The organism is Peptoniphilus gorbachii, from assembly GCF_016908115.1.
GTDB classification, from domain to species: domain Bacteria; phylum Bacillota; class Clostridia; order Tissierellales; family Peptoniphilaceae; genus Peptoniphilus_A; species Peptoniphilus_A gorbachii.
The window spans coordinates 18,652-39,390 of the sequence record NZ_JAFBDH010000006.1; the positions used below are offsets into that span (position 1 = coordinate 18,652).

Consider the following 20,739-nt stretch of genomic DNA (forward strand, 5'->3'; position numbering starts at 1 on the left):
TAATCACCTAAATTCTATATTTAAAAATACTTTATTATCTTCTTCTATCTTACTGTTAATAATTACCCTTTTAAGCCCATCTATTAACAAAGGTAAATCCTTTGGTCTCACCTTTACTGAAAATTTAGTTCTATTTATGTTTTTTATCTTTGGCAGCTTAATAAATTTTGTAAGCATTAAATCTAAGTTTTTTATGTCAAGAGACATTTGTCTTAAAAATTTTTCTGCCCAAACTTCAGTTAATTTTTCGTCAAAAGATGAAAATTCAAGCTCAATTAATTTTGTATAGGGTGGATACAGAAACAATTTTCTCTCTTCAATTTCATAATTGTAAAAATCTTCATAGTCACCGCTTGCAGAATATTTTATAATTTCGCTATCTGGACTATAAGTTTGAATAATTACCTGTCCTCTTTTTGATGCGCGACCAGCTCTACCAGAAACTTGAGTTATAAGTTGGAAGGTCCTTTCCTTGGCCTTGTAGTCGGAAATATATAAAGACATATCTGCTGCCACAATTCCAACTAGAGTTACATTTTCAAAGTCAAAGCCCTTGGAAACCATTTGAGTTCCAATAATTACATCAGCTTCTCTATTTTTCACAATCTCATAAAATTTATCATAGGAATCTTTTTTTGTTGTTGTATCTCTATCCATTCGAAGAACTCTCGCCTGTGGAAATAATTTTTTTACTTCTTCTTCAACTTTTTGTGTTCCTACTCCAAACTGCTTAATAAATTTCGAACCGCAACTTGGACAAACCTTTGGAAGGGCTTTTGTACTTCCACAGTAATGACAGATGAGCCTATTTTTTGCCTTATGATAGGTCATTGATATATCACATTCGTCACATTTTATAACTTCTCCACAAGATCTACAAGAAATAAAATTAGAAAAACCGCGACGATTTAAAAATAAAATTATCTGCTCTTTATTTTTTAATTTTTCTTCAATTGCACTTTTGAGCTCTCTACTAAAAATAGAAATATTTCCCATTATTAGCTCGTCTCTCATATCCACAATTTTTGTATCTGGAAGAAAGGCTCCCTTTTTTGCCCTATTTTTTAATTCACATAAATTATAAAAATCTTTTTTTGCATAAAAATAGGATTCAACAGATGGTGTTGCAGAACCAAGGACAACTTTTCCCTTATTCTTCATCCTATTTATTGCAACTTCAATGGTGTCGTATTTTAAATTATCGTGAAATTCATAGGATGAGTCATGAGCTTCGTCAATTATTATCATTTTTAGATTTTTAAATGGAACAAAAACTGCGCTTCTTACTCCTACAACAATTTTAACTTCGCCATTTAAGACTTTTCTGTACTCGTCATATCTTTCTCCTGAAGAAAGTTTTGAGTGAATTATTGCAACCCTATCGCCAAACCTTCCTTTAAACCTTTCAATCATTTGGGGAGTGAGACCAATTTCTGGTACAAGAACAATAACCTCTCCGCCTTCTTCAATTATTTTTGATGACAGATTAAGGTAGACTTCAGTCTTGCCGCTTCCAGTTAGTCCATGTAAAAGAGATACAACTTTTTTAGTATTGTTAATACTAGTAAGCGCATTTTGTTGTTCTTCGTTTAAGACCAATTTCTCTCCTGAAAAAATTTTTTCTACTGGATCTCTTTTTATTTCTTTTTTATATTCACAAATTAAATCTTTTTTTATTAAAGTTTTTATTGGGGAATAAGAAATTCCAAGAAGAGACATGACTTCAACACGAGAGACATCTTTTTTTTCTTTTATAAAATTAAAAACTTGAGCCTGCTTTTCACTTAAATCCTCTAAATTTTTTGGGTCAAAATTTTCTGAAACTTTAAGGAAATTTACAAGCTTTGGCTTTACAACAACTAATGAGTCGTAAATGTATTTAATAAAGCCCTTTGCCCTTAATTTTTTTATAATTCTCTTTTCATCTTCATTTAAATCTTCAAAATACTTATTAAGGTTAATAGAATTTAATTCTTCAAGTCCTTTTCCCTGAGGATATTTTTCTACAATAATTTTCTTTTTTATTTTTTGCAAATTTCCTGGCGGTAAAATTGGTGCAAAGGCTTTTGAATAACCAATTAAATATCTATTTTTCATCCAAAGGCCAAGTTCAATTAAATCATTTGAAATAATTGGCTCATCATCTAAGACAGAATGAATTTCTTTTAACTTATCTAAATGATCACCAGAATAATTTTTATGCAAAAAAAGGACGATACCAACTCGGTAAGACTTGCCAAAATTAACAAGAACTCTCATACCTCTCTTAACATCATCATTAACTATATAAGTATAAAGTTTATCTATTTTTTGAAAATTATTTTCTATAAAAATATCTGCGAACATTCTTCACCTACAAAAGAGCTAGATTTCTCTAGCTCATAAGTTTTTTTACTCTATCTAAAATTTCCTTTGCAAGTTCTGATTTACTCATAATTTCTAAATCATCAGTATTATTTTTGCTAATAATAGAAACTATATTGGTGTCAGTCCCAAAACCTGCTCCCTTTTTCTTAATATTATTTACAACAATCATGTCAAAATTCTTTTTTACAAGTTTTTCTTTGGCATATTCATAAATATTTGTTGACTCAGCAGCAAATCCTACAATGACTTGATTTTTTTTCAAACTTCCATAATGAGCAGCTATGTCTGGATTTTTTTCCATTTCAATTAAATTCATTTGACTGTCATTGCCCTTTTTAATCTTTTCTTCACTGTAAGATTTAGGTCTATAATCACTTGGTGCTGCAGCTTTTATTAAAACATCACAGTCATCAAAATATTTTCCTACAGCATCAAACATATCCCTTGTAGTTTTTACCCTAACAAAGTTATCAACTTTTGGAATATCAATTTTTGTTGGACCGGAAATAAGAGTGACCTTAGCCCCTCTTTTTTTTGCATTATCTGCCAAGGCATATCCCATTTTTCCTGAAGAATAATTTGAAATAAATCTAACTGGATCAAGAGGTTCAACAGTAGGACCAGCAGTTATAACTACATGTTTACCTTCTAAGTCCTTTTCCATTAGAGCCCTATCTATCTCGTCAACAATTTCACTTGGCTCTAACATTTTTCCGCTACCATAATCGTTACAAGCCAATAAATCTTCTTTAGTATCTAAAATAATTATTCCTCTTTTTCTTAGAGTTTCCATATTTTTTTGATTGGCTTCAGAATTTAACATAACAGTATTCATGCCAGGTGCAAGCATAACTTTTGACCTTGATGCCATTAAAACTGTAGTTAGCATATCATCAGCTATGCCATTTGCAAATTTGCCAATTAAATTAGCAGATGCTGGTGCTATAACTATTATATCTGCCCATTTAGCTAATGAAATGTGCTCCACATCCATGTTTAGTAATTGATTAAACATTTCTGTGTGGACTACGTTATTTGACATAGTTTGAAAAGTTAGAGGTCTAACGAATTCAGTTGCATTTTTTGTCATTACAACCTTAACTTCAGCTCCTAATTTTCTAAGCAAACTGCAAATTCCCGGAGATTTATAGGCTGCTATTCCACCTGTTACACCTAGAAGGATTTTTTTTCCTTTTAACATTTTATTCCTCTTCTAGATCTTCTGAATTTAATTCTTTTATTTTTTCTTGTTTAATTTTTTCAATTAACTCTTCTTTTTCCTCTGCAATTTTCTTTTCATATTGAGAGTCAGATAATTTATCGCCAAATTTAATTTTTCCAGCCATTATTTCTTCAATTGCAATTGTTACTGGTTTTTCACTATCTGTATCAATAAGTGGTGGGTTTCCGTCAATTAATTTTCTTGCTCTTTTTGAAACTAAAATTGCAAGTTCATATCTAGAATCTGCCACTTCTTTTAATTCTTTAAAAGATGGTATTATCATTTATTTCTCTCCTCTTCTGCTTGAACTTCTTTTTTTATATCCTTGTGCCTTTTTACCCTTAATTTTTCTGCTGCTATAATAGTTTCAATATCCTTAACGGCATTATCTATTACATCATTAATAACAAAATAATCATATTCGCCAACAAAGTCAAGTTCCTTAAAGGCATTTCTATACCTTGTTTCTATTTCATCTTCCGTTTCTGTGTCTCTCTTAACAAGACGTGATTTAAGCTCGTCCATAGTTGGAGGAATTAAGAATATAAAAACTGCTTCCTTATATTTCTTTTTTACCTGTAAAGCCCCTTGAACATCAATTTCAAGAAGAACAATCTCACCCTTTTCAATTTCATCAAATACAAACTTTTTTGGGGTTCCATAATAGTTCGTATGAACAAAGGCATGTTCTAAGAGCTCATCATTTTCTACCATTTCTTCAAACTCTTCTCTTGTGGCAAAAAAGTAATTCTCGCCATTAACTTCACCTGGTCTTGGTGTTCTTGTAGTCACAGAGGTAGAAAAAATTATATCGTCATTGTTTTTCATGAGAGCTTCACTTACAGTTCCCTTTCCAGAACCAGAAGGACCTGATAAAACTAATAAAAATCCGCCGTCCAAATCATCACCATCCTAATAATAACTATTCAACATTTTGCGCTTGTTCACGCAATTTTTCAATTTCAGATTTAAGCATTACAACCTTACTTGTAATTTCGATGTCATTTGATTTTGAACCAATTGTATTAGATTCTCTATTGATTTCCTGAATAAGAAAATCTAATTTCCTGCCTATGGCTCCCTTTGACTTTATTATATCATTAAAATTATCTATATGTATTTTTAATCTAGTAATTTCTTCGTCAATGGAAAGTCTATCTAGCATAATTGCAATTTCAGTCAAAATTCTATCTTCATCTATTTCCTTTGAGTCTAAATATTCAGAAACTCTATCCCTAAGTCTTTTCTCATTTTCTTTAAGAGAAATTGGAGCTCTCTTTTCAATAAATGCAGTTAAATTTCTTATTTCTTCTAGTTTAACTAGAAAGTCCTCTTTAATTTTTTCGCCTTCAATGCTTCTTGCTTCTATAAAATCTTTTGATGCCATTTCAACTACCTTTAGAAGTTCATCTTTTATAAAGTCTCCATCAAATTCTTGTTTCTGAGCTTTAAAAATATTTGAATCGTCCATTAATTTTGAAAAGGAAAGGTCATCTATAACTCCAAATTTTTCCTGTAAATCTTTACTTATACTAATATACTTATTTAAAAGCTCATAGTCAACATCAATTTTTACATCACTAGAATCTAAATATTCAAAATTTATAAATACATCTACTTTTCCTCTTTTGATTTTGCTTTTTATAAAAGACTTTACAGATTCTTCAGCATACATAATAGAATTTGGCATCCTAACATTTATGTCAAGGTATCTATTGTTTACTGATTTCATTTCCACCTTTATATAAAAATCCTCGCTTCTCTTTTCAAAAAGGCCGTAGCCAGTCATGCTATTCATAAAAACTCCTCATAAAGAATGAAAAGCACTGTGTAGTGCTTTTCATTTTATTTTACAACAATATTTACAATCTTATTTGGAATATAAATTTTCTTAACAATTTTCTTTCCTTCAATGTTTTTCGCAAAAAGTTCATCATTTTCTGCAACTTCAAAGACTTTATCTTGTGATGCATCTCTTTCAATTTTTATTGTATATCTAACTTTTCCATTAAATTGAACTGGAATTTCAATTTCATCGTCTATAGTCATTTTTTCATCATATTTAGGCCAAACTTGTTCTGAAAGAATGCCACCTAAATTGCAAACTTCCCACAATTCTTCAGTTATGTGAGGAGCAACTGGATTTAATAAAATTAAGAAAGTTCTAAAATCTTCTTTAGTAATTTTACCTTTAGAATTAAAATTATTTGAAAGTGTCATAAGTTGTGCAATGGCAGTATTTGCTTTTAAATTAGCATAATCTTCAGTAACTTTTTTAATAGTCTTGTGAATTTCAGAAGCTAAATCTTCTGTATACTTATCGCCATCAACAACTATATCTTGTAAATTCCAAACTCTTTCCAAAAATCTTCTACAGCCCTTTACACCATTTTCTGACCATGGAACTGGCTTTTCAAAATCACCAATAAACATTTCATAACATCTAAGTGTATCGGCACCATATTCTCTTACAATGTCATCTGGATTTACAACATTTCCTCTTGATTTTGACATTTTTTCGTTGTTACCACCAAGAATCATACCATGAGATGTTCTCTTTTGATAAGGTTCTTTAGTTGGAACTGCTCCAATGTCATAGAGGAATTTGTGCCAAAATCTTGAATATAATAAGTGAAGTGTAGTATGTTCCATTCCACCATTATACCAGTCTACTGGCATCCAATAATCAAGAGCCTCTTTACTTGCAAGTTCTTTATCATTATGTGGATCTGTGTATCTCAAGAAATACCAAGATGAACCAGCCCATTGTGGCATAGTATCAGTTTCCCTTTTTGCAGGTCCACCACATTTTGGACATCTTGTGTTAACCCAATCAGTCATCTTTGCAAGTGGTGATTCACCTGAATCAGTTGGTTCATAATTTTCAACTTCTGGAAGTAGAAGTGGAAGTTCTTCTTCTGGAAGAGCAACATAACCACATTTTTCGCAGTGAACTATTGGAATTGGTTCTCCCCAATATCTTTGTCTTGAGAAAACCCAGTCTCTAAGCTTATAATTTATTTTTCTATCGCCAAGATTATTTTCCTCTAGGTAATCTATCATCTTAGCAATAGCATCTTTTACTTCTAAGCCATTTAAAATACCAGAGTTAATCATTTTTCCACTAGCAGTTTCTGTGTTTGCCTCTTCACTTACATCTGAACCTTCGATTACTGGGATAATTTTTAATCCGAATTTCTTTGCAAAGGCATAATCACGATCATCATGAGCAGGAACTGCCATAATTGCACCAGTTCCGTAAGTCATAAGAACATAATCTGAAATCCAAATTGGTATTTCTTTATTTGTAAGAGGATTTATTGCTTTAATTCCCTTTATTTCCACACCAGTTTTGTCTTTTTCAAGTTCAGTTCTTTCAAACTCACTTTTCTTAGCACATTCTTCTTTGTAGGCATTTATTTCATCTAAATTTTCTATTTTATCTGCGTGTTTTTCTATTAAAGGATGTTCTGGCGCAATTACCATATAAGTTGCACCATAAATTGTATCAGGTCTAGTAGTAAAAACTTCAAGTTTTTCATCAAAATCTTTTAAGGAAAAGTTTATACTTGCCCCTTCACTTCTTCCAATCCAATTTTTTTGTTGAGTGACAACTCTATCTATAAAGTCTAAATCGTCAAGGTCATTAATAAGTCTATCTGCATATTCAGTAATTTTTAGCATCCATTGACTTTTAACACGTCTTACAACTTCTTCGCCACATCTTTCACATTTTCCACCAACAACTTCTTCGTTGGAAAGTCCTACTTTACAAGAAGGGCACCAGTTTATTGGCATTTCTTTTTTGTAAGCAAGTCCATGCTTATAAAGTTGAAGGAAAATCCATTGTGTCCATTTATAATATTCTGGATCTGTTGTATTAATTTCTCTTGACCAGTCAAAAGAAAATCCAATAGATTTTAGCTGTTCTTTAAAATGTGCAATATTATTTTTTGTAACTATAGCAGGATGAATTTTATTTTTTATTGCATAATTTTCTGTTGGAAGACCAAAGGCATCCCATCCCATTGGAAAAAGCACATTATAACCTTGCATTCTTTTCATTCTTGAAACAATATCAAGAGCTGTATAAGGTCTTGGATGTCCTACATGAAGTCCTTGTCCAGATGGATAAGGAAATTCAACAAGTCCGTAAAATTTTTCTTTTTCCGAATTATTTTCACAGACAAAGGATTGATGTTCATCCCAAAAGTCTTGCCACTTTTTTTCTATTTCACTTGGTGTATATTTATTCATATTAACTCCTAAAATTCAGCATTTCCTACTGTTCTTGGAAATGGTATTACATCTCTAATATTTTTCATTCCAGTTATATACATTACCGCTCTTTCAAATCCTAAGCCATAACCAGAGTGAACAACTGAACCATATCTTCTTAAATCAAGATACCAATCGTAAGTATCCATATTCATACCAATTTTTTTCATTTTATCTTCAAGAACTTCAAGTCTGTGTTCCCTTTGGCTTCCACCAATTATTTCCCCAACACCTGGTACTAAAAGATCCATTGCTGCAACAGTTTTTTTATCTTCATTTTCATACATGTAAAAAGCTTTGATTTCCTTTGGATAGTCTGTTACAAAAACTGGTTTTTTATAAACTTCTTCTGTGATATATCTTTCATGTTCAGTTTGCAGGTCAATTCCCCAGCTAACTGGATAATTAAATTCTCTATCTGCTTTTTCTAAGATTTCAATAGCTTCTGTATAAGTTATTCTTGCAAATTCATTATCAACAACATTTTGTAGTCTTTCTAAAAGACCCTTATCTATAAAGTTGTTGAAAAATTCCATTTCTTGTGGAGCATTTTCAAGAACATAGGAAATAATGTATTTTAACATTTCTTCTGAAACGTCCATATTTACATTTAAATCTGCAAAGGCCATTTCAGGTTCAATCATCCAAAATTCTGCAGCGTGTCTTTGTGTATTTGAATTTTCTGCTCTAAATGTAGGTCCAAAAGTGTAAATATTTTTGAAAGCTTCTGCAAAGGCTTCAGCTTCAAGTTGACCTGATACAGTTAAATGAGTTTTCTTGTTAAAGAAATCTTTTGAGTAATCAACTTCTGTTGGCTCTGACTTTGCAATCTTATCTATATCAAGAGTTGTTACTTGGAACATTTCTCCTGCACCTTCAGCATCTGATGTAGTAATTATTGGAGCGTGAACATATACAAATCCCTTTTCTTGGAAGAATTTGTGAATCGCATAAGCAATTAGTGATCTTACTCTAAAAACAGCATTAAATGTGTTTGCTCTAGGACGCAGATGAGCAATTGTCCTCAAATATTCCATTGTATGTCTCTTCTTTTGAAGTGGATAAGATGGATCAGATGAACAAATAGCAAGGATTTTATTTGCTTGAAGTTCAAAAGATTGATTCTTACCTGGAGATTTAACAATTTTTCCTGTAACTTCTAAAGAAGAAGAAATTGGATACTTTTCAACTTCATCAAAATTATCAAGTTCTTTTCCATAAACTACTTGAATTGGTTTAAAAACTGTTCCATCTGTAAGTTCGATAAAACCAAAATTCTTTGAAGCTCTACTTGTCTTTATCCAACCACTTAATACTATTTCTTTATCTAAAAAATCTTCTGGATTTTTAAAAATATCTCTAATGCTAATTGACATAATTCCTCCTAATTTGTATTCCTTACATAATGTTTAAGTATATAATTAAATCCCACATTTGTCAATTTAACTCACTTTAAAGAGTCAAGATAATTCCTTATATTTATTTCATAACCAATATTTTTAGGCTCATAATATTTATTGCCAATAAAATTATCTGGCATATACTTTTGCTCTACATAAGAACTATCATAATTATGAGGATTTAAATATTTTTCTTTAGTTTCATTTTGGGGATTGTTTTTATCTCTTATAATTTTTGGAATATTTATATTGTTTTCATTTTTTACATCTTCCAGAGCTTTATTTATTCCAAGATAAGATGCATTGGATTTTTCTGAAGAAGCGAGATAAGTTACCATTTGTGCCAAAATAATTCTAGCCTCAGGCATTCCAACAGTATTAATGCTGTTAAAACAAGCTGAAGCCATTATCATAGCCTGTGGATTTGCATTTCCCACATCTTCTGATGCAAAAATTATAAGTCTTCTTGCAATAAATTTTATATCTTCTCCACCTTCAAGCATCTTTGCAAGATAAATTAGTGCTGCATCAGGGTCAGCCCCTCTCATAGATTTTATAAAAGCAGAAATTGTATCATAATGCTCATTATTATTCTTATCATAATTTACATTTTTTATTAAAAGAGAATTTTTTATTACATTCTCATCTACAAAAATTTTCCCATCAACTTCATCAGTTGATAAAATAGCAATTTCTAAACTATTTAATAAATATCTTCCATCACCATTGGAATTTTTTATGAGTATATTTTTTGCAAGGTCTGTAATTTCAATATTTTTACTTCCAAAGCCTCTTTCCCTATCCTTTAATGCCATATCAAGCATTTTATAAAGATCTAAATCTTTAAGCGGAAGTAAATTTATAATTTGCATCCTAGATAAAAGGGCTCTATTAACTTCAAAATATGGATTTTCAGTTGTGGCTCCTATTAAAGTTATTACGCCTCTTTCCACAAAGGGCAAAAGTGCATCTTGTTGACTTTTATTAAATCTGTGGATTTCATCAATAAAAACTATTGTAGAAATATTGTGAAACTTCATAGAATCTTCAGCTTTTTTCAAAACTTCACGCAGTTCTTTTAAATTTGAAGTTACAGCAGAAAGTTTAATAAAATTTTTGTTTGTTGTCTTTGCAATTATTTCTGCCAAAGTTGTCTTGCCAACTCCTGGAGGTCCATAAAATAATATTGAACCCAGTCTGTCACTTTTAATTAACCTTGAAAGGTATTTTCCATCTCCAATTACATGATCTTGACCTGCAAATTCATTTAAATTTCTAGGTCTCATCCTGTCGGCAAGTGGAGATGACTTCATTAAATTTTTTTCCATGCTAAGTTCAAATAAATCCATTTTAATTCTTCTTTTTTACAAAATTTTCAAGCTCATCAACAAAAGATTGAAGGTCCTTAAATTCTCTATAAACTGATGCAAATCTTACATAAGAAACTTCATCTAAATCCTTTAATTCTTCCATTACCATATCTCCTATTTCAAGAGATGTAATTTCTCTTCTCATTGAGTTTTCAATTTTCTTTTCAATATTATTTACTGCTTCTTCTATTTCATCAGCAGAAACTGGTCTCTTTTCACAAGACTTTATCATTCCTCTAACTATTTTGTCGCGGTCAAAAGCTTGTCGATTCCCGTCTTTTTTAATAACCATTACTGGAGATTTTTCAATCTTTTCATAAGTTGTAAATCTTTTTTGACATTTTAAACATTCACGTCTTCTTCTAATTGTATAACCTTCATCTGTAGGTCTTGTATCTAAAACTTTTGAATCATCATATCCACAAAAAGGACATTTCATTGTCTTCACCTCATTTAAGTAGAGTCTCTAGGACTATTTAGATTTATGATATCACTTAAATTTTTAATAATCAATTAATGACTTTATAAAACAAAAATCTATTTTATTAGCTTTAAAATTTTTATATATAAATTTATTTTTAGAATTTTAAAAATATTTTTTTTAATTAATTTTAAGCAAAAAAAAATTAGCAACAATTAAGTTGCCAATTTCTTTTAATTATTTTCTATTAATTCTCAAGAAAGAAGGGATTTTAAGTTCTCCATTATCTTCTTCATCATTTTCTTCAAGTGATGCAATGGGATTTTTACCTGTAAGTTCAGTTTTGTTTTCCTTTTTATCTTTCTTTTCGTCTTTATATTGGTCAAATTCTGTAGCAATAACAGTGATTTTAACTTCATCTTTAAGTGATTCGTCAATTCCTGCACCGAAGATAATATTTGCATCTTCAGATACACAATCTCTAATTAAATCAGCTGCTTCATTAACTTCAAATATACCAAGGTCTGATCCTGCTGTAATGTTTAATAGAACAGATTTTGCTCCTTCAATAGAAGTTTCTAGTAGAGGAGAATTAATTGCAAGCTTAGCTGCTTCAGTAGCTCTGTCATCGCCAGACGCACGACCGATACCCATGTGAGCAACACCCTTATCATACATAATTGTTTTAACATCTGCAAAGTCAAGGTTAATTAAGTTTGGAACAGATATTAAATCTGAGATACCTTGAATACCTTGTTTTAATATATCGTCAGCCATTTCAAAAGCTTGAGAGAAACTTGTCTTTTTATCTGCAATACTTAGAAGTCTGTCATTTGGAATTATAACTAATGTATCAACTTTTCCTTTTAGAGCATTTATTCCTAATTCAGCAGATTTTGCTCTTTTTCTACCTTCAAAAGTAAATGGTTTAGTAACAACACCTACTGTAAGTAGACCTAATTCTTTTGCAACATCAGCAATAACAGGAGCTGCACCAGTACCAGTACCTCCGCCCATTCCAGCTGTGATAAATACCATGTCAGCACCTTCAAGAGCTTCTCTGATTTCATCAATTGATTCTTCTGCTGCTTGTTCTCCTACTTCAGGATTTGCACCTGCTCCAAGACCTTTAGTGATTTTTTCACCAAGTTGAATCTTATTTTCAGCAAGTGAATTTTTAAGTGCTTGTTTATCAGTATTGAAAACTAAAAATTCTACACCCTTTACACCTGCATCAATCATTCTATTAACAGCATTATTTCCGCCGCCACCAACGCCAACAACTTTAATTTTGGCAAATTCGTCTTGGTCCATATCGAATTCCAACATAAACATCCTCCTCGTATACTATATAATTGTTTTTATATTCATTACTATTATTTTATAGAAATACTCTTAAATAGTCAATATATAAAGGTCATTTGCTAACTTTTATTTACTCCTAATCAGTTTTTTCCTTTTCTATATAACTTTTTTCATTGTTTTCTTTATTATATTCTTTGTTTTTTTCCTTACTGCTCCTGTCACTATCCTCTTTTTCACCATCTGTTATAAGAATTGGGCTTTCCCCTTTTTCCATTTGAATAATTACAGCATTTTTATTTGTCTTTTTTATGTCATCTAAAATAAGAGATAACATTTTTAATTTGTAAGAAGAATTGCTATAAGATCCAAATTCAACTTTTATTCCATCAACTGTTGTAAAGGTGGCTATTGAATCCATAAGTTCAATTTCTCTAATATTTCCATGAAGAGAATAATCATCTTTTTTTAATTCAATAAGAAGGTCTCTTTTTTCTTGGTCTTCTGCATTAGATAAGATATAATTTCCAGCTTTAAGATTATCAACATTAAATCCAGTTAAATTAACTAAGTTATCATATTTTTTCTTGGAATTTTGTAAAATTCTAAATTCTTCATCTATTAAAAGGTATCCATTCGAATACATTTGATAATATGGAGTTCTTTCAGTTACATTAACTTTTACATTACCTAAGATGCTGTGAGAAATCTTCGCTTCTTTTATGTAAGGAAGAGACTTAATTCTTTTTAGTCTTTCCCTTTTTGAAATAAGAAAATATTTATTCCCTATCTTTAAATCAGAAACTTTTTTTATTGTAGCTCTGCTTATATTTTTATTCCCTTCAATTGTTACATTTTTAATGTTAAATAAATTAGAATTTTTTAGAGCAAAAATTATCAAAAAAATTAAGGAAAAAAATATAAAAAACCTAGTAAAGATTCTAAAATATTTCCTTTTCTTATTCAGTTTTCTTTTTTTCTTTTCCAATTTTTTCATAAAATCACTTTAAAATTATATCAACTATTTTAGAAACAGCTTCTGGACTTGCTAACTTTTTGGAGTTATCTGCCATAAGCTTTCTTTCTTCTTCATTCTCTAATATTTTATTTATTTCTCTAAGTAGAGATTCTCCATTTAAATCTTTTTCTTCAATTACTGCACTGGCACCCATATTACTGTAACTCATGGCATTATAATACTGATGATTTCCAGCTGTATAAGCCTTTGGAATTAGAACTGATGCTATTCCAATAGCAGAAATTTCTGCCAAGGTCATGGCAGATGATGATGCAATTACAAGGTCTGCACTGGAAAGATAATCATAGACTCTGTGTGTGTAGTCTAATATTTCTACATTTTCTGGAACTTCTTTTAGTTTTTCCATAAAATAGTCATAGTGTTCTCTACCAGTTACATGTGTTAATTTAAAAGGTAATTTTTCCTTTTTGTTTAGAATCTCTAGAATTGCATCGTTAGTAGACTCTTGTCCACCACTACCTCCAAAGGAAAATACAAATTTTTCATTATCCTTTATTTTTAATTCTTCTCTTGATTTTTTTCTATCAAGATGTGAAAAAACGTCTCTAATTGGATTTCCTGTAAAAATAATATTTTCATTGCTTAAATATTTTTTGGCTTCCATAAAGTTTATAAAGACATAGTCTGCTTTTTTTGCCAAAATTTTGTTAGTCTTTCCTGGATAAGCATTTTGTTCTTGGATTGCTGTCTTGATATTTTTTTGTTGTGCCTTAAAAACAATTGGAGCACAAACATATCCACCAGTTCCAATTACAATATCTGGCTTAAATTCATTTAAAATCTTTGTGCACTGTCTCAAACCTTTCATCAAATTATAGAAAGTTATAACTGTGTCTTTATTTAATTTTTTTCTAGGAAGTCCAGAAATATCTATACCTTGAAAATCAAAATTATATTTTTTTGCTAGTTCTTCCTCTAGTGAGTTTTTTTTGCCTACATATAAAATTTTTGCTTCTTTATCTTGTTTTTTTATTTCTTCTCCAATGGCTAAAGCTGGATAAATGTGTCCTCCAGTTCCGCCACCAGATAAAATATATTTCATATAGTGCCTTCTTTCGAAATTTTCAGTAAGATTGCTGTAGATGCAATTGCCATTACTAGTGCAGTTCCACCATAGGATATAAAGGGCAGTGTGATTCCCGTAACAGGAAGTAATTTTGCACATACACCCATGTTAAAAAATGCCTGAATACCAACATAAGTTGTCATACCAATTGCTGTAAATTTATCAAAATAATTTGTAGCCTTAAAAGCAATCATAAAACCTCTATAAATATAAATTATAAAAAGTAAAATAATTATTAAAGTTCCAATAAATCCAAATTCTTCTGCTATTACAGAGAAAATAAAATCTGTGTAAGCTTCTGGAAGATTTGTATATTTTTGACGAGATCTAAAAAGTCCAACGCCAGAATATCCTCCAAGGGCAAAGGCATAAAGAGACTGCCTAGCTTGATATAAACTTGATGATTGATAATTAGTAGAATCAGATACAAAACCTAAAATTCTCTTAATTCTAAACTCATTCTCTGGATCTTTTAGAATTAACCATATGAAGATAATACCCATTACCACTAAAAATAAAAATTGCTTTTTGTCAATTCCAGCTGCAAGAAGTATTGCAAATAATGCGACACCTATAACAACAGCAGTAGAAAAGTCCTTTATCATTATGGGAACAACAGATATACCCATTATAGCAACTGCAATTAAAAAAGTTTTAGCTTCTCTTAGTGAGTAAATATTTCTTGAAAGATATTTTGATAAGTATAGTATTGATGTTAATTTTAAAAGATCTGATGGTTGAAATTTTATAGGTATTACTCTAAAGTCAAGCCATCTTGCTTGCCCCTTTGTAGATGAACCGAGTGGAGTCCATAATAAGAGAATTAATACTACACTAAAGGGAAATAGCCAAGTAATATTTTTATAAATTACAGACCTTGGCACTCTCATTATAAAAATAAAGGCAATTATTCCTAAAATTAAAAATACTCCCTGCCTAATTAGATAATGAAAACTATTCAAATTGTATTTTTTTGCAGTGGGAAAAGATGCTGAGGTTACTGCTATTAAACCAATTACTATTAAAAGTATCATGGTAATTAAAAGCACTAAATCTACATCTTTAATATCCCTTTTTAATTTCATTTATACCAACTCTCTAACTAAATCTTTAAAATGTCTTCCTCTTGCTTCATAATTACTATACATATCCCAAGAAGCACAGGCTGGAGAAAGAAGTACATCTTCTCCTTTAACAGCTAATTTTTTTGCCAGCTCCACTGCCTTGTTTAAATCTTTTACAATGTAAAATTCTACATCTGATTTTTTGCAAGAATTAGAAATTTTGTCAGCAGTTTCACCTAATAAAATTACAGTTTTTAATTTATCCTTTGATTTTTCAATTAAATTATCAAAGTTTGAATTTTTATCATAACCACCTGCAATTAATATTACATCTCCATCCATTGCTGCTATTGCAACTTCTGTTGAGTCAGGATTTGTTCCCTTTGAGTCATTATAATATTTTACACCATTAAGTTCTCTAACAAATTCAATTCTATGTTCAACTCCAGTAAAAGAGCTAATGCTTCTTTTTATAGTATTAGAATCAATTCCAAAAAGTTTGGCTATTATAATAGCAGCCATTACATTTTTTATATTGTGAACTCCAGGAATTTTTAAATCTTTTACATCCAAAATCTCTTCAGTACTTTTGCCGTCATTATAATAAATTTTTCCATCTTCAAAATAAGATCCCCTTTCAGAAATCTTTTCCATAGAAAAATAATACTTTTGAGCCTTAATGTTGTGTTTTTTTGCAAGATTTCTGTCTTCATAATTTAAAATTGCAAAATCATCTTCATCTTGATTTGCAAAAATTTTAAACTTGGCATTTACGTAATTTTCCGTAGTTTTATGCCAATCTAAGTGATCACTTGTTACATAAGTTAAAAGTGCAATATGTGGTTTAAATTTTATTGTATCCTCTAATTGAAAGGATGATGCTTCTATTACAACAAAATCATCTTTTTTTGCTTCTTTAGTAATTTCTAAAATTCCCCTGCCAATATTTCCAACTACAAAGGTCTTTGCCTTTCTTTTTAAAATATCGCCAACAATTGTAGTTGTTGTTGTTTTTCCATTTGTGCCTGTTACCGCAACAACATTATCTGTTTTTAAATATCTGTAGCTAAGCTCAATATCAGAAATTATTTCAATATTTTTTTCTCTTGCCTTTACTAGAAGATCGTCGAAAGGATAAATTCCAGGGCTTTTTACAATTAAGTCAATTTTGTCTAAATCTTCATCTTTGAAAATAATAAAATCTTCATCTACTTTTAAACTTTGAAGATCAATTTTTTTGTCATAAATATAAATTTTTACTGGAAATTCCCTTAAAAATTTCAAGCTTGACTTACCCGTTACTCCAAAACCCATTATTAAGATATTTTTGTTTTCTAACATGTATATCACCTAAAATAAAATTAAATATGAAAGTATACAAAGTATAAGTTCGACTAAGGAAAATACTGCTACAACTTTTTTCTCATGCCAACCCTTTTGTTCAAAATGATGATGTAGGGGTGACATTAAAAATACTCTCTTACCTCTTGTTTTAAAACTTACAACTTGAATAATTACAGATAGAGTTTCTATAAAATATATTCCACCAGCTATAGGAAGAATTAAAGGTACATTTAAAAGAAGTGCTATTGCAGAAATAGCTCCACCAAGTGCAAGAGATCCTGTGTCTCCCATAAATACCTTGGCTGGATATTTGTTGAAAAATAAAAATCCAATTAAAGCTCCAGCAAGTACAAGTGAAAATGCTGCTATTTCATATCTTTGAAACTTTACAGCCACGACATTAAAAAATAATAGACAAATAATTGTAACGCTTGTTGAAAGCCCATCTAGACCATCAGTTAAATTAACAGAATTTACAGTTCCAACTATAACAAAAATTATAAAGGGAATATAAAAAACTCCAATAGATCTATAATCTTTTAAAAAAGGAATATATAAATCTGTGCCCATATGTTTAGAATTATATTGATAAATAATTAAGATTACAGCAGTTAAAATTTGTAAAAATAACTTCTGATAAGCACGGAGTCCTAAATTTCTTTTCATTACAACTTTTATATAGTCATCTACAAATCCAACTGCTCCAAAGGCTAATGTAGAAAAAAGTATCATGAATACAGAAACTTTAAAATTTCCTGTTAATAAAGTTGTAATTATTGCAGAAAATAAAAATATAAGTCCACCAATAGTTGGTGTTCCACTTTTAACCATGTGGCTCTTAGGTCCCTCTTCTCTTATACTTTGTCCTGCGTGCAATTTTTTTAATACTGGAATTAAAATCTTTCCTAAAATTAATGATAGAATTAATCCCAATCCTATATTTACTAAATAATTCATATTACTTCTGTCCTAGTCCTTTTTAATTTTTATCCTCTTTATTAGATTTTTTATTAATTGAATTTTCCTTTAAATTATTTTTATTATTTTTTAACAATTTTTTCTTTTTGTGAGAATTTTTTTCTTTTAAATTCTCATTATTTATAATTTTCTTATTATTTGTTTTTAAATTTCCTTCATTTAAAGATTCTTCTGAAGATTCTTCATAATGAGATTTTTGATAATTTATAGTAATTGTTTCATCGCCAGTTAATTTTTTTCCTGCCATAGGGCTTTGGCTTACAAAGTCGCCATTTCCTTTGATATTATACTCTATATTCATTGAATTTAAAATAGATTCAGTCTCTTTTCTAGTTTTTTTAGATAGATTTGGCATTATTAAAAGTCCGCTATCTTTATCATTAATTGCAAGATCAACTATAGTATCTTTTATTACATTAGATCCCTTAGATGGACTTTGGTTTATTACTACAGAATAATTTTCTACCTTTTCAGCATTTGTATTAAATCTTAAGCCTGCTTTTAATAAAATTTTTCCAGCATCTTCTAAAAGTAAACCTTCAACATCAGGAACTGATATAAAATCTTCCTTCTCATCCACTTCTTCAGTTTTTTGAATCTTCATATAGTTAAGTGATTTACTTAAAACTTCTTGAACTACTGGTGCTGCAACTGCTCCACCGAGGATTCCTCCCTTTGGATTATTTACAACAACTAAAACTGTCAATCTTGGATCATTTAAAGGTGCAACTCCAACAAAAGATGAATTGTAGGCTTCTAAGTATCCTGTTGGTGTTGCAATATTGGCAGTACCAGACTTACCTCCAACTTGATAGCCAGGAACTTGTGCAAGTTTACCAGTTCCCTTATCTACAACTCTTTTCATCATATATTTCATCTTTTCAGATGTTTCTTCTGAAATCACTCTTCTTCTAAGCTCAGTTTTCTTTTTTTCAATTACATTTCCATTGGCATCTACTAACTCTTTTACAAGAGTTGGCTTGTTTAAATATCCACCATTTGATATTGCACTAACTGCATTTATTAGTTGAAGTGGAGAAACTGCAATTGAATGTCCATAAGACATTGTGGCAAGTTTTACTTTACTAATATCCTTAGCTGATGATGGAATAAGTCCAGTTGATTCTCCATATAACTCAATACCTGTTTTTTTGCCAAAACCAAAAGCATTAATATATTTTAAGAATTTTTCAGCTCCTAAATCTCTTCCAACTTGAATCATTGTCATATTACAAGATTCTTCTATTGCCTTAGCAAGGCTCTTCTTTCCTCTAGTATGACTTGTACAAGATAATTTTCTATCGCCAATTTTCATACTACCTTGACAAGTATATTGTGAATCTGGCTGAGATGTATTTTCTTCTATTGCAGCTGCTGCTGTTATTAGTTTAAAAGTTGATCCTGGTTCATATTGATCATTTACATTAAAATCTCTCCAATTTTCATAGAGGACATCCATTTTCTCATCTTCATCAAGATTTTTCCATTCTTCTTCTTGTTTTTCATTAATCGGACCTCTTGGATCATTTAAATTGTAATCATCCTTAGTTGTCATAGCCAAAATTTCACCAGTCATAGTGTCTTGAACAATTACAGAAACTCTGTCGGCTTCATTTTCTTTTTTTGCATTTTCTGCAGCAGTTTCTGCAAATTGTTGGATATTTGAATCAATTGACAAAACTACTGAATAACCTTCTTTTGGAGCATAAGTTTCTTCATCTGTAAGCGGAATTTTATTTTGAGCATTGTCCTTTAAAGAAACACTTTTCCCTGATATACCAGAAAGTTCTTCATCATAACTTGCTTCTATTCCATATTGTCCTACGTTTTCGTCATTAGTAAAACCTATTATATAGGATGCCAGATTGTTAAAAGGATAAAGTCTTCTTGTAACATCATCAATTGAAATAGCCATTAAGTTATATTTTTTATTTTTCTTTTTACTTTGATTTTCTTTTATGATTTTTGTTCTAAAGTCCTTTAATTCATTCGCCTTATTACGGTCAATATTAGTTGCAACTCCTACAACTTTATCTCCTACCATTTTATCTCTAATTTCATCAAATTCTAAACCAGTTATATCAGAAATAATTTTGGCATCTTCATCATAAATTTCTTTTTTTCTATTTTTAAATTCGCTATCACTTTCATCTTTTGATTGTTTCAAGTAATCCATATTATAAAAAACATTGCATTTAGTTATATTAACTGCTAATTCTTTATTATTTCTGTCATAAATTATTCCACGATTGGAATTTATAACTTCTGTTCTTGTAAGCTGATTTAAAGCAGCTATAGTTAATTCTTGTGACTGAACAACTTGAATATATAAAAGCTTAAATATTAGTGCTACAAATAAAAAAGCTAGAAAGATAAAAAATATAAATATGAATTTATTGGCATTATAGGAGTGCCTTATAAATCCACCTTTCTTTTTTCTATCTCTAGCTTTAATTTTATTATTTTTCAATTATATCCTCCTAATCTCTTGTAAAGGATCTAAGGACTGAAACAATAGGACTCAAGAAAACATTGTAATTAATATCTGCAAGATTTTTTTCTTCTCCTGAATCTATATAAACTATTTGATCTTCTGATGGATAAACCATGCCAAGTTTATACATAGCTTCTTCAGCAATTTGTTCAGAAGATTTAATAGCTTTGATTTCTCCTACAAGAGTTATCTTAGTTTTATTTAATTCATCAATTTCAGCCTTTTGTTTTAAAATTTCTCTATCAAGACCTGCAATTTGTGAATACAAAATTAAAATCGCAACAAATACAATTGTAACAATTGCCACGGTGAAAATAAAAGGCTTATTATTTAAAATCTGATTCTTATATATATTATAACTTTTATTTGAAATTTTAGTTAGTTTTTTTGCCAT

The 20,739-nt window shown here is 29.9% G+C and carries 17 protein-coding genes; all 17 read right to left on the minus strand.

The genetic code is table 11. The features are described 5' to 3' along the window. Positions 1–3 precede the first annotated feature (3 nt). The gene (priA, locus tag JOD41_RS06475) at positions 4–2,346 is read right to left on the minus strand and encodes a primosomal protein N' (protein WP_205052106.1); all 2,343 of its coding nucleotides are present in this window, start codon (positions 2,344–2,346) and stop codon (positions 4–6) included. Positions 2,347–2,374: 28 nt separating this feature from the next. Beyond that, positions 2,375–3,568, minus strand: coding sequence for a bifunctional phosphopantothenoylcysteine decarboxylase/phosphopantothenate--cysteine ligase CoaBC (coaBC, locus tag JOD41_RS06480; protein ID WP_205052107.1), 1,194 nt, complete (start codon positions 3,566–3,568; stop codon positions 2,375–2,377). A gap of 1 nt (position 3,569) precedes the next feature. Beyond that, on the minus strand, positions 3,570–3,872 hold the full coding sequence (rpoZ, locus tag JOD41_RS06485) for a DNA-directed RNA polymerase subunit omega (protein WP_205052108.1): 303 nt from the start codon (positions 3,870–3,872) through the stop codon (positions 3,570–3,572). Then, the gene (gene gmk / locus JOD41_RS06490; RefSeq protein WP_205052109.1) at positions 3,869–4,489 is read right to left on the minus strand and encodes a guanylate kinase; all 621 of its coding nucleotides are present in this window, start codon (positions 4,487–4,489) and stop codon (positions 3,869–3,871) included. The genes rpoZ and gmk overlap by 4 nt, the downstream gene beginning before the upstream one ends. Positions 4,490–4,511: 22 nt before the next feature. Next, on the minus strand, positions 4,512–5,387 hold the full coding sequence (locus JOD41_RS06495; protein ID WP_156700087.1) for a YicC/YloC family endoribonuclease: 876 nt from the start codon (positions 5,385–5,387) through the stop codon (positions 4,512–4,514). A 47-nt stretch (positions 5,388–5,434) separates the two neighbouring features. Further along, complete coding sequence (gene leuS / locus JOD41_RS06500) at positions 5,435–7,846, minus strand: leucine--tRNA ligase (RefSeq protein ID WP_205052110.1); 2,412 nt, start codon at positions 7,844–7,846, stop codon at positions 5,435–5,437. 8 nt (positions 7,847–7,854) lie between these two features. Further along, positions 7,855–9,243 (minus strand): asparagine--tRNA ligase, encoded by a 1,389-nt coding sequence (gene asnS / locus JOD41_RS06505; protein ID WP_239541109.1) that lies wholly within the window; start codon positions 9,241–9,243, stop codon positions 7,855–7,857. 71 nt (positions 9,244–9,314) lie between these two features. Continuing rightward, entirely contained in the window at positions 9,315–10,616 is a 1,302-nt protein-coding gene (locus JOD41_RS06510) for a replication-associated recombination protein A (protein WP_205052111.1), read from the minus strand. A gap of 1 nt (position 10,617) precedes the next feature. Then, positions 10,618–11,076 (minus strand): transcriptional regulator NrdR, encoded by a 459-nt coding sequence (nrdR, locus tag JOD41_RS06515; RefSeq protein WP_205052112.1) that lies wholly within the window; start codon positions 11,074–11,076, stop codon positions 10,618–10,620. A 219-nt stretch (positions 11,077–11,295) separates the two neighbouring features. Further along, the gene (gene ftsZ, locus JOD41_RS06520) at positions 11,296–12,387 is read right to left on the minus strand and encodes a cell division protein FtsZ (protein WP_205052113.1); all 1,092 of its coding nucleotides are present in this window, start codon (positions 12,385–12,387) and stop codon (positions 11,296–11,298) included. 112 nt (positions 12,388–12,499) lie between these two features. After that, positions 12,500–13,357, minus strand: a complete 858-nt coding sequence (locus JOD41_RS06525) for a cell division protein FtsQ/DivIB (RefSeq protein WP_205052114.1) — start codon at positions 13,355–13,357, stop codon at positions 12,500–12,502. Between the two features lie 4 nt (positions 13,358–13,361). Beyond that, positions 13,362–14,441, minus strand: coding sequence for an undecaprenyldiphospho-muramoylpentapeptide beta-N-acetylglucosaminyltransferase (murG, locus tag JOD41_RS06530; RefSeq protein ID WP_205052115.1), 1,080 nt, complete (start codon positions 14,439–14,441; stop codon positions 13,362–13,364). Next, the gene (locus tag JOD41_RS06535) at positions 14,438–15,550 is read right to left on the minus strand and encodes an FtsW/RodA/SpoVE family cell cycle protein (RefSeq protein WP_205052116.1); all 1,113 of its coding nucleotides are present in this window, start codon (positions 15,548–15,550) and stop codon (positions 14,438–14,440) included. The genes murG and JOD41_RS06535 overlap by 4 nt, the downstream gene beginning before the upstream one ends. Beyond that, positions 15,551–16,870 carry a UDP-N-acetylmuramoyl-L-alanine--D-glutamate ligase gene (murD, locus tag JOD41_RS06540; RefSeq protein WP_205052117.1) on the minus strand — a complete coding sequence of 440 codons (1,320 nt, stop codon included), beginning with the start codon at positions 16,868–16,870 and terminating at the stop codon, positions 15,551–15,553. Between the two features lie 9 nt (positions 16,871–16,879). Further along, on the minus strand, positions 16,880–17,830 hold the full coding sequence (mraY, locus tag JOD41_RS06545) for a phospho-N-acetylmuramoyl-pentapeptide-transferase (RefSeq protein WP_205052118.1): 951 nt from the start codon (positions 17,828–17,830) through the stop codon (positions 16,880–16,882). 22 nt (positions 17,831–17,852) lie between these two features. Further along, positions 17,853–20,321 carry a penicillin-binding transpeptidase domain-containing protein gene (locus JOD41_RS06550; RefSeq protein ID WP_205052119.1) on the minus strand — a complete coding sequence of 823 codons (2,469 nt, stop codon included), beginning with the start codon at positions 20,319–20,321 and terminating at the stop codon, positions 17,853–17,855. A gap of 10 nt (positions 20,322–20,331) precedes the next feature. Beyond that, a complete protein-coding gene (locus JOD41_RS06555; protein ID WP_205052120.1) occupies positions 20,332–20,739 on the minus strand; it encodes an FtsB family cell division protein in 408 nt (135 codons plus the stop codon).